The sequence below is a fragment of the Nitrosospira sp. NRS527 genome, assembly GCF_018406445.1.
In the GTDB taxonomy this organism is placed as follows: Bacteria; Pseudomonadota; Gammaproteobacteria; order Burkholderiales; family Nitrosomonadaceae; genus Nitrosospira; species Nitrosospira briensis.
In genome coordinates, this window is the sequence record NZ_AP024515.1 from 631,386 (window position 1) to 643,960 (window position 12,575).

At 53.9% G+C, this 12,575-nt stretch carries 13 protein-coding genes; 10 read left to right on the top strand and 3 right to left on the bottom strand.

The window, feature by feature from the left end; all coding sequences use genetic code 11:
- The first annotated feature begins 14 nt into the window (after positions 1 to 14).
- From aspS to KJS40_RS02915, 10 genes are all read left to right on the top strand, one after another.
- A complete protein-coding gene (gene aspS, locus KJS40_RS02870) occupies positions 15 to 1,781 on the top strand; it encodes an aspartate--tRNA ligase (RefSeq protein ID WP_213538992.1) in 1,767 nt (588 codons plus the stop codon).
- 117 nt (positions 1,782 to 1,898) lie between these two features.
- Positions 1,899 to 2,399 carry a dihydroneopterin triphosphate diphosphatase gene (gene nudB / locus KJS40_RS02875; RefSeq protein WP_244859675.1) on the top strand — a complete coding sequence of 167 codons (501 nt, stop codon included), beginning with the start codon at positions 1,899 to 1,901 and terminating at the stop codon, positions 2,397 to 2,399.
- Between the two features lie 289 nt (positions 2,400 to 2,688).
- Positions 2,689 to 3,789 (top strand): quinolinate synthase NadA, encoded by a 1,101-nt coding sequence (nadA, locus tag KJS40_RS02880; protein WP_213538994.1) that lies wholly within the window; start codon positions 2,689 to 2,691, stop codon positions 3,787 to 3,789.
- Between the two features lie 89 nt (positions 3,790 to 3,878).
- The gene (locus KJS40_RS02885) at positions 3,879 to 4,631 is read left to right on the top strand and encodes an endonuclease/exonuclease/phosphatase family protein (RefSeq protein ID WP_213538995.1); all 753 of its coding nucleotides are present in this window, start codon (positions 3,879 to 3,881) and stop codon (positions 4,629 to 4,631) included.
- Entirely contained in the window at positions 4,628 to 5,632 is a 1,005-nt protein-coding gene (locus KJS40_RS02890; RefSeq protein WP_213538996.1) for an L-threonylcarbamoyladenylate synthase, read from the top strand. The genes KJS40_RS02885 and KJS40_RS02890 overlap by 4 nt, the downstream gene beginning before the upstream one ends.
- A 60-nt stretch (positions 5,633 to 5,692) precedes the next feature.
- Positions 5,693 to 6,472, top strand: coding sequence for an HAD family hydrolase (locus tag KJS40_RS02895; protein WP_213538997.1), 780 nt, complete (start codon positions 5,693 to 5,695; stop codon positions 6,470 to 6,472).
- A 78-nt stretch (positions 6,473 to 6,550) separates the two neighbouring features.
- On the top strand, positions 6,551 to 7,033 hold the full coding sequence (locus KJS40_RS02900) for a phosphate-starvation-inducible PsiE family protein (RefSeq protein ID WP_244859676.1): 483 nt from the start codon (positions 6,551 to 6,553) through the stop codon (positions 7,031 to 7,033).
- Positions 7,034 to 7,048: 15 nt separating this feature from the next.
- On the top strand, positions 7,049 to 7,540 hold the full coding sequence (purE, locus tag KJS40_RS02905) for a 5-(carboxyamino)imidazole ribonucleotide mutase (protein ID WP_213538998.1): 492 nt from the start codon (positions 7,049 to 7,051) through the stop codon (positions 7,538 to 7,540).
- Positions 7,537 to 8,724, top strand: a complete 1,188-nt coding sequence (locus tag KJS40_RS02910; protein ID WP_213538999.1) for a 5-(carboxyamino)imidazole ribonucleotide synthase — start codon at positions 7,537 to 7,539, stop codon at positions 8,722 to 8,724. Before purE ends, KJS40_RS02910 begins: the two co-directional genes overlap by 4 nt.
- Positions 8,725 to 8,749: 25 nt before the next feature.
- Complete coding sequence (locus KJS40_RS02915) at positions 8,750 to 9,646, top strand: phosphoribosylaminoimidazolesuccinocarboxamide synthase (protein ID WP_213539000.1); 897 nt, start codon at positions 8,750 to 8,752, stop codon at positions 9,644 to 9,646.
- A gap of 34 nt (positions 9,647 to 9,680) precedes the next feature.
- Here KJS40_RS02915 and KJS40_RS02920 read toward each other — a convergent pair whose 3' ends face one another.
- The 3 genes from KJS40_RS02920 to KJS40_RS02930 form a co-directional block, all read right to left on the bottom strand.
- Positions 9,681 to 10,478 carry a sulfite exporter TauE/SafE family protein gene (locus KJS40_RS02920; protein ID WP_213539001.1) on the bottom strand — a complete coding sequence of 266 codons (798 nt, stop codon included), beginning with the start codon at positions 10,476 to 10,478 and terminating at the stop codon, positions 9,681 to 9,683.
- Positions 10,479 to 10,567: 89 nt separating this feature from the next.
- Positions 10,568 to 11,023: an EVE domain-containing protein gene (locus tag KJS40_RS02925; RefSeq protein ID WP_213539002.1), complete on the bottom strand. Its 456-nt coding sequence runs from the start codon at positions 11,021 to 11,023 to the stop codon at positions 10,568 to 10,570.
- A gap of 225 nt (positions 11,024 to 11,248) precedes the next feature.
- Positions 11,249 to 12,565: a sugar-transfer associated ATP-grasp domain-containing protein gene (locus tag KJS40_RS02930; RefSeq protein ID WP_213539003.1), complete on the bottom strand. Its 1,317-nt coding sequence runs from the start codon at positions 12,563 to 12,565 to the stop codon at positions 11,249 to 11,251.
- Positions 12,566 to 12,575 lie beyond the last annotated feature (10 nt).

Here is a 12,575-nt window from a genome sequence, read left to right on the forward strand (position 1 = left end):
ATTACAGAGCTGTCATGCGTACTGACTACTGCGGCCTCATTGATGCCAAATATCTGAAGCAGAATGTCACCCTCTATGGCTGGGTGCATCGCCGTCGCGACCATGGTGGCGTCATATTCATCGATCTGCGAGACCGCGAGGGGTTGGTGCAGGTGGTATGCGACCCCGACAATGCGCCCGCTTTTCAAAGCGCGGAGAAAATTCGCAACGAGTTCGTACTCCGAGTTACCGGCACGGTGAGACCGCGTCCGACTGGCACAGTCAACCCCGACCTCGTCAGTGGCGAAATTGAGGTGCTGGTACAGTCCATTGAGATACTCAATGCTTCGCTTACGCCACCGTTTCTGATGGATGACGAAAACCTGAGTGAAGCCGTGCGTCTGGAACATCGCTATCTCGATCTGCGACGTCCGAAAATGCAGGAAAACCTGCGATTGCGCTACAAGGTGGCGATGGCGGTCCGCGTATTTCTCGATCAGCACGGCTTCATCGATGTTGAAACACCGATGCTGACCAAATCCACGCCTGAGGGTGCGCGGGATTACCTGGTGCCGTCCCGTGTCAACACGGGGCATTTTTTTGCGCTTCCGCAATCGCCGCAGTTGTTCAAGCAACTCCTGATGGTCGCCGGATTCGACCGTTACTACCAGATCACCAAATGCTTTCGCGATGAGGATTTGCGCGCCGATCGCCAGCCCGAATTCACCCAGATCGATATCGAGACATCTTTCCTGAATGAAGCCCAGATCATGGCGCTGATGGAGGAGATGATTTGCAGAATATTCAAAAACACAATGAATATTGATCTGCCAAGTCCCTTCCCGCGCCTGGCATACGGAGAAGCGATGTCCCGGTACGGTTCGGACAAACCGGATTTGCGTGTCTCGCTGGTTCTGACCGAGCTCACCGATGTGATGCGGGATGTGGAATTCAAGGTCTTCCGCGAAGCTGCCCTTAAAACCGGGGGCCGAGTGGCTGCGCTTCGGGTACCGGCGGGGGGGACATTGTCCCGCAAGGAAATAGATGACTACACCAGTTTCGCAGCAATATATGGGGCGAAGGGGCTCGCATATATCAAAGTCAACGCGCTGGAAAAAGGTCTTGAAGGCCTGCAGTCGCCGATACTGAAGTTTCTGCCAGAGGCAGTGATACAAGTTATCCTGGAGCGTACGGGCGCGGAAGATGGCGATCTCATATTCTTCGGTGCGGACAAGGCCCAGGTGGTGAATGAGGCGCTTGGTGCGTTGCGCGCCAAGGTCGGGCATGACCGTGGACTTGCCGAATCCGGTTGGAAGCCTCTGTGGGTAGTCGATTTTCCCATGTTCGAACGCGATGAGGAAGAAAACCGCTGGAAAGCCTTGCATCATCCGTTTACCTCTCCCGCGGACGGCCACGAAGACTTGCTGGAGAGCGATCCCGGAAACGCATTATCCAGGGCGTACGATATGGTGTTGAATGGCTCGGAAATTGGCGGTGGTTCAGTGCGTATCCATCGCCAGGAAGTACAGTCAAAGGTATTCCGCGCGCTCAATATCGGGGCCGATGAGGCACGTGAGAAATTTGGTTTTCTGCTGGAAGCATTGCAATATGGTGCGCCACCGCATGGCGGCATTGCATTTGGACTCGATCGTATCGTTGCGATGATGACGGGTTCCGAATCAATCCGTGATGTCATTGCTTTTCCGAAGACGCAGCGCGCACAATGCCTGTTGACGCATGCGCCCAGTACGGTGGGTGAAAAGCAGTTGCGGGAACTGCATATCAAGCTTCGCAATATGTAAGCTGCAGGCGCCAAAAGTAAAATCCTGGTGCGTGGTCAGCGGAGATCCGGATTGAAAACAATGCGCTCCGCAGGTCGGAGCAATTTTCCAATCTCTATTCCTTGCGAAATCTTCGCGGTGAAAATTTATAAGACACCGATTTCCGTCCTGGTAATCATCCACACGCCGGATAGGCAGGTTCTGTTGCTGGAGAGGGCGGATCATCCCGGGTATTGGCAATCGGTTACGGGGAGTCAGAATCAAGGCGAAACGCTTCTGCAAACGGCAACGCGCGAAGTGGCTGAGGAAACCGGACTGGATGCCGGTCGCTACGAATTGACCGACTGGAACATTCAGAACGAATACGAGATTTATGAGGAATGGCGCTGGCGGTATGCACCGGAGGTGACGCACAATACCGAGCATGTCTTCGGCCTGCTCGTGCCAGAGCCGGTTCCGGTCTCGGTGGCAGCAAGAGAGCATCTCCGCTTTGCCTGGTTTCCCTGGGAGAACGCAGTGGAAAAGGTTTTTTCCCCGACTAACGCGGAGGCGATACGAAAGCTGGCTTCAGATAAAAGCGACAGAAATAATCGCAGCGAAAAAAATCCATACCTGGAGCCTGGTAGAACCGATAGTTAGGATATTGGTCTGACAGTATTTGCCGGGCAGCCTTTGCATAGCTACCCGAGTTTGCCGGCGGGATACTGGAGCATGATCTTGGCAAGATAGCATCCGGAATGAGATGTAGTTAAAAAAGAAATGCCCTGTGCAGATGATCGCGTCAACAGCCTCATCATATGCTAGTGAATTATTCCGGCTTTAACGGCTCAGTTACATTGCAGTTGCCAGCTTGGCGCTTGGTAAGCGATCCACACAGGTCCTATTAGAGGTTGTCTAACCGTTTCTTGAGGAAAAAACAGGAGTAGCCATGCCAGCGGAAGCTATTGCATTTGAACGTTTTGATACCTTGAAAGATGACGACTGCGCGCAGCGCATTGTGGAGGCTAAAGCCGCACTCGGAAAGCGCGTCGTAATACTCGCCCATCATTATCAGCGTGCGGATGTTTATAAGCATGCCGATCTCACCGGCGATTCCCTGAAGCTGTCGCGCCTTGCCGTGGAAACGGATGCGGATTATCTGGTGTTTTGTGGCGTCCATTTCATGGCCGAAGTGGCGGATGTTCTCTCCAAGCCGGAGCAGGTTACCATCCTGCCTGATCTCGCGGCCGGTTGCTCGATGGCGGATATGGCAAGTCTTTCCAAGGTGGAGCGTGCCTGGCGCGAGTTGTCGGAAGTGCTCGACCCTGATGAGGCGGTCACGCCCGTGACCTATATTAATTCGGCCGCTGATCTAAAAGCCTTTTGCGGCGAGCACGGCGGCATCGTCTGCACTTCCAGTAATGCGACAAAGATTCTGGAGTGGTCCTTTTCGCGCCGGGAAAAAGTACTGTTTTTTCCGGACCAGCATCTGGGACGCTGGAGCGGCCACAAGCTGGGGGTCCCACTGGACGAGATGGTGGTGTGGGATTTTGATGAGCCGCTGGGTGGGCTTACACCGGAGCAAATCAGGAAAGCAAAAATCCTGCTATGGAAAGGGCATTGTTCGGTGCATCAGATGTTTCAGCCGCAGCACATACTGCGATTCCGCAATCAGCATCCGGACGGAAAGGTGATTTCACATCCGGAATGCAGTTTCGAGGTATGTAAAAATTCCGATTTTGTTGGTTCTACCGAGTACATCATCAAGACCATCCGTGAAGCGGAGGCGGGAACCCGCTGGCTGGTGGGTACCGAGCTGAACCTGGTCAGCCGTATCGCGGAGGAGTTCAAATCCGAAGGGAAAATAGTGCAGTTCATGGCCTCGACAATCTGCATGTGCTCCACCATGGCCCGCATCGATCCGCAACATCTGGCGTGGACGCTGGAAAACCTGATCGCGGACAAGGTCGTGAATCAGATCAAGGTGCCGGCTGCCGAAGCGGTACTTGCAAAATTGGCACTGGAACGGATGCTGGAGGTTTCAATATAATGAAAAAATACGATTTCTCCAGGGACCGGAAATGGATATTGGCAGGTAGCATGCATATCAATTTTCCGGGATAAGCTGACGTTCACCATATGCTCAATACGCTGCATATCGCGACCTATAACATTCACAAAGGTTTTTCTCATTTTAATCGGCGCGTAGTGCTGCATCAGTTGCGTGACGGCTTGCGCGCGCTTGATGCAGACATCATTTTTTTGCAGGAAGTGGTCGGCTTCCACAAGGGGCATGCGGCGCGTTTCGAAAACTGGCCATGCAACCCCCAGTACGAGTTTCTCGCCGATTCGGTTTGGTCGGATTTCGCCTACGGAAAAAACGCGGTATACAATGAAGGGCATCACGGCAATGCAATTCTAAGCCGTTACCCTATCATGCGATGGGCCAATCTCGATGTTTCGGCGCATCGTTTCGAGAGCCGGGGCCTGCTCCATTGCGAGATCGATGTTCCTGGCTGGCCGGAAAGACTCCACTGCATATGCGTGCACCTGGGGCTGTTCAAGAGAGGACAATCGCAGCAATTACAAGTGTTGGGGCAGCATATCGAGCAACTGGTGCCTCAACAGGCGCCGCTGGTCATTGCCGGAGATTTCAACGATTGGCGCGAAATAGCGAGCCGGGTTCTGGTTGAGCGATTCAGCCTGATCGAGGCTTTTGAGTCGACTGAGGGGAGAGCCGCGCGCAGCTATCCCTCCGCGTTGCCGTTGTTCCGGCTCGATCGCATTTATGTGCGAGGGTTCCAGGTAGAAAAGACGCAGGTGCATCGGGGTCATCCCTGGTCGCAAACTTCCGATCATGCTGTGCTGTCGGCGAGAATGACGCTTAGATGACGTCACTGGAACCGCACAGCCAGATCATCGCTGCTGCTGCGCTGCTAAGGGCGGGCGGGGTCGTGGCCTTTCCCACCGAAACGGTTTATGGCCTTGGGGCGGATATCTCCAGCCCTTCCGCGGTACGACGTCTGTTCGAGATAAAAAAGCGGCCGGTGAATCATCCCCTCATCGTTCATTTTGCCGGTTCATCCCATTTGCAACGCTGGGCGCAAGAAGTCCCCGAACAGGCTTGGCAACTGGCCGAATACTTCTGGCCGGGGCCGCTGACTTTGATATTGCGGCGCAGCCGACACGTGCCGGAAAGTGTAACGGGAGGTCAGGATACGGTTGGATTGCGGGTGCCGGATCACCCCGTCGCGCTTGCCTTATTGAATGCACTGGGGCCGGAGAAAGTGCTTGCCGCACCGTCCGCTAACCGGTTTGGGCGTATAAGCCCTACAACGGCGGCTCATGTGCAGGAAGAGCTGGGTAAGTCGGTAGATATGATTCTAGATGGTGGTCCATGTCGAGTTGGCCTGGAAAGCACAATTGTCGGCTTTGACGGCGAGATGGCCGTCATATTGCGGCCGGGGGGTATTCCGTTGCCGGCGCTGGCAGAGGTATTGAAAGGCAGAGTGGTACTATCCGGACAAGAGAAGCGCGCTGTACGCGTGCCCGGTGCGCTCAAGTCTCACTATGCGCCGGAAACGCCGCTGGAGCTTTGGCATTCGGAATTATTATCTCATCGTGCTCTCGAACTCGGGACAAAAGGATTGCGCATTGTGATAATAGCGTGGTCTGACCGGCAAATGGATCACGCCGAAAATAAAAACATCGCCCATTTTCCCATGCCTGCTGAACCAGCGGCATACGGTCGCCTGTTGTATGGAACGTTGCGCCGGTTCGACCAGGAACGGTTCGACCGCCTGCTGGTGGAAGCGCCTCCGGATAAACCAGGCTGGATGGCGATCGCGGATCGGTTACAGCGCGCCAGTTGTGCTGCGCAGCGCGATGATTGAAACATGTCGTGCCATGACAAAGAATATCGAAAATAAAGCGACAAGATGAAGGAGATAGTGATGAATAGCGCGGTTCGTGCGGTACTGTTTGACGTTGACGGCACATTGGCTGATACCGAGCGTGACGGACATCGTCTCGCTTTCAATGCCGCGTTCGAAGAGTTCGGCCTAAACTGGGAATGGGAAGTCGAACTTTATGGTGAACTGCTGGCTATAACAGGCGGAAAAGAGCGCATTCGGCATTTCATGGAAAGCCATGCACCTGCGGAGCTGAGCAGAAGCGGACTGGATGACTGGATAGCCGGCTTGCATAAGGTGAAAACGAAGCATTATGTGAATTTGCTCGAAAACGGCGGAATTCCGCTACGTCCCGGTGTAGCTCGCCTGATCCATCACTTGCGCGATACGAATATAAAAATGGCTATTGCGACTACCACGACACCGGAAAACGTAACTGCACTTTTGAAATCTACGCTGGGGGAGGATTCCCCCGGTTGGTTCGACGTTATTGGTGCGGGAGATATTGTTCCCGGAAAAAAACCTGAGCCGGATATTTATCACTGGGTACTTGATCAACTGGGGTTACCGGCGCAACAATGCGTGGCAATAGAAGATTCTGAAAACGGGCTGAGAGCATCGCTCGCTGCAGGGCTCGATACGATAATCACCATCAGCGATTACACTCGACTACAGGATTTTAGCGGAGCGGCGGTGGTATTGTCGGATCTAGGCGAACCAGCGCAACCATTCACTGTGCTAGAGGGGAATCTGCCTTTCACCGGTTGGGTGGATAGTGCACTACTGCTGAGTTTGAAGGGTGAATACGGCGGAAGGCCATAGAGCCGCCTGCAATAATGGTTACCCGCTTCAATCGAAATCGACGCCAGAAATTGGAATTGTCATCTGGAAAAGGTAGTATTGGCTTTGATTGCTGGCAAACCATCACAGAAAAATAAAATGCTGAATCCCCGCACCACTATTTATTCCCACCGGATGCTTCGACTCTTTGAAGCTGCGGGACTCATCGTTATTGCGTTGGCCACGATTTTTGCAGGTTATCAGGAAACCATGCTGATGGTACACAACGCCAGAGTTACGCTCGCAGATTTGCTGCTGATGTTTCTCTATCTTGAAATCCTGACGATGGTGGGGTTATATTTCGAGTCCGGCAAGCTGCCGGTACGATTCCCTCTTTACATCGCAATGGTGGCGATGGCGCGATATGTGACGGTTGATATCAAGGAGATGGATAGTATGAGGCTGCTTGGTGTCTCCGCCTCGATTGTGCTGGTCGCGTTGGCGGTTCTGGTTATCCGTTTTGGGCATGTGCGTTATCCCTACCTGGAAGACCTGGATGATCTGGAAGACGCGACGTCCAGAAAAACGCGTCCCCTCGATTGAAATGAAGGGCATTAAATGAACAACCCCGTGGTTGGCGTAATAATGGGTAGCAGTAGCGACTGGGAAGTCATGAAGCATGCGGCCGATATATTGAGTGAGTTTAATGTACCTTACGAGGCCGAGGTGGTGTCTGCTCATCGTACTCCGGATCGTATGTTCGAGTATGCGGAAACTGCGGTCAGGCGTGGGCTCAAGTGTATTATCGCCGGCGCGGGCGGTGCGGCCCATCTCCCTGGAATGATTGCCGCCAAAACTATCTTGCCGGTGCTGGGTGTGCCGGTTACTTCCAGGCAGCTTAAAGGGCTGGATTCGCTTCTTTCCATTGTGCAGATGCCCAAGGGTATCCCTGTCGCCACCTTCGCCATAGGCGATTCGGGTGCATCCAACGCGGCATTGTTTGCCGTTGCGCTGCTGGCGGTGGAAGATACAAAACTCGCAACGCGTCTTGCCGCATTTCGCGAGACTCAGGCAGCAACGGTCGCGGCATCGACACTACCTGAATTATGAGCATCAGGCCGGGAGCGATGCTTGGCCTTCTGGGCGGCGGCCAGCTCGGCCGCATGTTTATCATGGCTGCGCAGAGCATGGGCTACTGCGTCACCGTACTCGATCCAGCAGAAGGGAACCCATCGAGCAGCGTGGCTGACCGCCATTTGCATGCGGATTATCTCGACACCGATGCGCTGGGTGAACTCGCATCCACCTGCGCGGGTGTTACCACGGAATTCGAGAATGTTCCCGCTGAATCTCTTCGAATACTGGCTGAGCACTGCGTGGTCAGTCCGGCTGCGAACAGTGTAGCGGTTGCGCAAGATCGCATTCTTGAAAAAAATTTCCTTGCGGCGAACGGGCTGGGGGTCGTGCCGTATGCGGTAATACAGAATTCACATGAATTGCATAAATCGCTCGATCTGGATGAGGCATCACCACGAAAGCGTCCGGAACTGTTCCCTGGATTGTTTCCAGGTATTCTCAAAGTTAGCCGTTTCGGTTACGACGGCAAGGGACAGGTGCGGGTAAAAAACGCAATAGAACTGGATCATGCACTGAGCGGAATGAAAGGGGCTGCATGCGTACTGGAGAAACTGTTGTCATTGGAGTGCGAAGTGTCGGTTATCGTATCGCGCGGATTCGATGGCGAGGTAAACACTTTTCCCGTATCGGAGAACCAACATCGTAACGGCATACTCGATGTCAGCATTGTTCCAGCCAGGGTATCGGAGACTATCGTTCAGAAAGCACGCGAAATTGCGGTTCGCGTCGCGGAGAAGCTCGATTACCATGGCATATTATGCGTGGAATTCTTTGTGCTGGCCGATGGCAGGTTGCTGGTGAACGAAATTGCTCCGCGCCCTCACAACAGCGGCCATTACACTATTGATGCCTGCGTCACCTCCCAGTTCGAACAACAGGTGAGAATACTTTGTGGCCTGCCGCTCGGCAGCACAGCCATGCATGGGGCGGCGGTGATGGTGAATTTATTGGGCGATCTATGGCAGCGGGGAGAGCCGGAATGGGAACAGTTGCAGCGGCATCCCAACGTCAAATTACACTTGTACGGCAAGCTGGACGCTCGGCCAGGACGAAAAATGGGACACTACACCGTGATTGCCGAGACGACTGAAGCTGCGTTGCAGCTTGCGCTGGAAGTCAAGCAATCGCTAGAATCCCAGTATCGTGCCGCTATATGAAAATCGTGCCTGCATAAATACAACCATGAGTAATCAGCCCGTGCTATTTGAAGCATCGATACAAAGCCTGCCTCTTTTGCATCGGGGCAAGGTACGCGACATCTATGCGGTGGATGAAAACAAGCTCTTGATTATACAGACTGATCGGGTTTCCGCATTCGATGTGATCCTGCCGACGCCGGTGCCGGGCAAGGGAAGATTGTTGACTGCGTTATCCGGCTTCTGGTTTGAAAAACTCGCTCACATAATCCCCAACCACCTCACCGGCATTTCACCGGAATCTATTGTAGCGGAGGGCGAGCGCAAACAAGTAGTCGGCCGTGCATTTGTGGTGAAGCGGCTGAGGCCGTTGCGGATAGAAGCCATCGTTCGAGGCTACGTCGCGGGTTCCGGATGGAAGGATTATAAAAATACCGGCATGATCTGCGGCATCACGCTCCCACCCGGGTTGCAGGAAGCCGCCAGACTGCCGAGTGGAGCGATCTTTACGCCTTCGACCAAAGCTGCGCAGGGAGCGCATGACGAAAACATTTCTTTTGCCAAAGCAGAAAAGCTGCTGGGCAAGGAGCTGGCTGCGCAGGTGCGCGAAAAGGCAATCGCTCTGTACACGGAAGCAGCGGATTATGCGATTACAAGAGGCATTATTATCGCCGATACCAAGTTTGAATTCGGCCAGGATGACGCGGGCAGGCTTTATCTCATAGATGAGGCGCTTACTCCCGATTCTTCCCGCTTCTGGCCGGCCGACCAGTATGCGCCAGGGAAAAATCCACCCAGCTATGACAAGCAGTTCGTGCGTGACTGGCTCGAGACGCAGGACTGGAACAAGAAAGCCCCCGCTCCTGCGCTACCGCCCGATATTCTCGCAAAAACTGCCGAAAAATATGAGGAGGCGCTAAAGCGCCTGGTATTCAGCGCTTGACGCTGAGTGCTACAGACTCATAAGTTACCGGCTGCTAAAAAAGCCCAATCAACATCTTCGTTCCCAGCAAATAAAGCAGCACCACAAAAATCCACCTTAGCGTCGTGGTTCGCATGCTATGAGTCATTTTCGCGCCTAGCGGCGCGGTCAGCGTACTGGCCAGCACCACCCACCCCAACGCTGGTAAATAAACATATCCCAGGCTATATTCCGGCAGCGGTTGTGATTGTGCCATGCCATTGACGATATAGCCGATGGCTCCTGCCACAGCAATGGGGAAGCCTATTGCTGCCGCCGTGCCGATAGCATGTTGCAACTTGACATTGCAACTGGAAAGAAAAGGAATCGTCAGCAAGCCGCCGCCGATCGCGACAAAGCTCGAAATCATACCGATTATGCTGCCTGCCGCAAACATCCCCGCACGTCCAGGGAGCTTACGGCTGGGTTTGGGCGTAATTTTGAGCAGCATCTGGGTAGCTGCAAAATAGATGAACACAACAAAAAAAATACTGAGAATCCGGCTGGGCAGCATGCTCACCAGTGTGGCACCGCCGAGCGTACCGACGATAATTCCCGGCGTTATATATTTCACGACCCGCCAGTTCACCGCGCCGTGAAGATGATGGGTACGAAGGCTGGAAACCGAAGTAAATATGATGGCAGCCATCGTAGTGCCGAGGGCTAGATGGAGGATACGGTCGGGAGGAAAATATTGTGCACTGAAAATGAAAGTGAGTACCGGCACGATGATCAACCCGCCGCCGATACCCAATAGCCCGGCAAAGAAGCCAACGACCGTGCCTAATATCAGATAAACCGGCCACCATTCCACGTTAAATTTTGCGGGGATTGATGTTCGGTTTCAGAATTTCCAAACGGCTTCCGGGTTTGGCGGGTCCTCTCCATAAGCGGGCCATTACATTATAAAATTCCCGCAATGAAATCCCATTCTGCTGGATCCACCGGTGTAATGGACAGACGGCTACCTTTCTGCAAAATACGCAGGGTGGCCAGTTCGGGATAACTCCTTAATTCCTTGATGCTGACCAAGCGCGTCTTTTTGACGAGCCGAACGTCAACGTTGAACCAGCGCGGGCTCTGCGGTGTCGCTTTCGGATCGAAGTATTTACTACCGGGATCGAATTGCGTAGCGTCCGGGTAGGCGAGCTTGCTAACCTCGGCGATACCGGCGATCCCCGGTTGTTTGCAGCTCGAATGATAGAAAAAAACCCGATCGCCGACGCGCATCTGATCGCGCATGAAATTGCGTGCCTGGTAGTTACGCACGCCATACCAGGTGACGGTTTGTTGGTGCATTGCGCCAAGGTCGTCAATACTTACGTCGGACGGTTCGGATTTCATTAGCCAGTAACGCATGTCAGTTCCTTGTTGTTCCTATAAGTTCCAAGAGTGTTCCAACCCAGATAATTCATTAGGCGGTTCTACGAGCCTACGCGAGTGCTGGCGGTCAGTTTGCGGCCATTTTCGCCGGGTGGCGGTTGATTTCCGCGATACGACCAAGGGAACGACGATATGGTCATGGCTTTGAATTGCCCGGCCATGAATTGCAGGGACGCTGCACATTACTCTCCAGACTACTTGCTAAACCGAATGATGCTTGGCCGCGACAGTACGCCTCAGGTTGAACGCGAGAAGTTTTCCCAGCCGTTCGTTGCCCACCGGCCCCCTGCCGATCCGCTGGAGCATGTCGAAATCCGGTGCTTTGTTAATTGCGACCATGCATGGTCCGTTGTCAAGCAGGGCGACGTCCCAGCCGATCAGCACCTGGTCAGAGAATGCGCTGCCATGGGCATATCGGACCAGATCGATCAGCTCGGGCCAGTATGGAAGCTTGCGATGCAGAATCTGCGCGCCATTTTCGTAATACTGCTCATACCATCCATCCACGGTAGACCCCCAGGCCCCACAGGTGGCCCTCCCCAACTCGCCGGTATGAATATCCACATTGGCCGCGATTCCCCCTGTATGAAAATTGTCGACAACGGCAGTGCTATTTTGCGCCATGCGAAAAACCGCATTGGTAACTTCGAATTCGCCTCGCTCATTACGGCAACTCATCACCCGGATCGTTGCAAGGGTGCCATTGCCGAGGTCGGCGATCTCCCTGTGATTCACGAGCCGCGGCTGCACCAGGAAAGCTCTTCGTTGTGATGCCTGGCGCAAGCATTCAAGCACCTCGTTCGCGGTAGCATTTTTACCGTCATTGCGTCGATATTGCCCCGAACCCAGATAATCCCAGCGCGTGGCATTTTTTCCGTTCTGACCCTGCAACGGCTTCACGAAGAGATCGATCTCCGGGAGGCCTGGTCCGCTCCAATCAATTGCCGTAATCTTTCCCTTTGCGACGCTCAGAAGGGCAGGCGCAGTGGCAATACCGAATTCACGGCAGCGGGACATGAAGCGTAATTTGTCTTTGATGCACGCCGTGCTGCGCTCCGTCGGGACGGGAAGGCCACCATTGTAGTCGCGCAGGAGGCGATATAACCCGCTTTTCATCTCAAAACGGTTCACGTATTCGGAGGCGTGCTGTCGCTTATCATCGTCATGCAGTTCAAAAATATAGTACCAGGGAGGCAAAATCGCGCACCGGAGCGCGAGTCCGATCTGCTCGCGGGCTTGGCGGGTTATCCCTTTCCCGGTCCTCTGCTTTATTGCCTGCCCGTTTAGCGCGGTAAAGACTGTTGCTAGCACCGCGATCACCAATGGCACAAACGGTAGCGCCGCACAAATTACGATACGTTCGCGGAGCCTGATCTCGTGCCAAATCTCGTGCTGGAAGCATCGGTGGACAAAAGTTGCTGCCGAGTTATCGTCAGGCAAGCGGGAAAACGTCCACATCGCACCGCTCAATTCCCGCGTGATCCTGTCAAAGCCCCAGCCGCTTACAATCTTCGTCATGGCAATCCAA

Coding starts and splice junctions, on each gene's coding strand:
- aspS (WP_213538992.1), top strand. CDS start 15: ATGCGTACTGACTACTGCGGCCTCATTGATGCCAAATATCTGAAGCAG.
- nadA (WP_213538994.1), top strand. CDS start 2,689: ATGCCAGCGGAAGCTATTGCATTTGAACGTTTTGATACCTTGAAAGAT.
- KJS40_RS02885 (WP_213538995.1), top strand. CDS start 3,879: ATGCTCAATACGCTGCATATCGCGACCTATAACATTCACAAAGGTTTT.
- KJS40_RS02890 (WP_213538996.1), top strand. CDS start 4,628: ATGACGTCACTGGAACCGCACAGCCAGATCATCGCTGCTGCTGCGCTG.
- KJS40_RS02895 (WP_213538997.1), top strand. CDS start 5,693: ATGAATAGCGCGGTTCGTGCGGTACTGTTTGACGTTGACGGCACATTG.
- purE (WP_213538998.1), top strand. CDS start 7,049: ATGAACAACCCCGTGGTTGGCGTAATAATGGGTAGCAGTAGCGACTGG.
- KJS40_RS02910 (WP_213538999.1), top strand. CDS start 7,537: ATGAGCATCAGGCCGGGAGCGATGCTTGGCCTTCTGGGCGGCGGCCAG.
- KJS40_RS02915 (WP_213539000.1), top strand. CDS start 8,750: ATGAGTAATCAGCCCGTGCTATTTGAAGCATCGATACAAAGCCTGCCT.
- KJS40_RS02925 (WP_213539002.1), bottom strand. CDS start 11,023: ATGCGTTACTGGCTAATGAAATCCGAACCGTCCGACGTAAGTATTGAC.
- KJS40_RS02930 (WP_213539003.1), bottom strand. CDS start 12,565: ATGACGAAGATTGTAAGCGGCTGGGGCTTTGACAGGATCACGCGGGAA.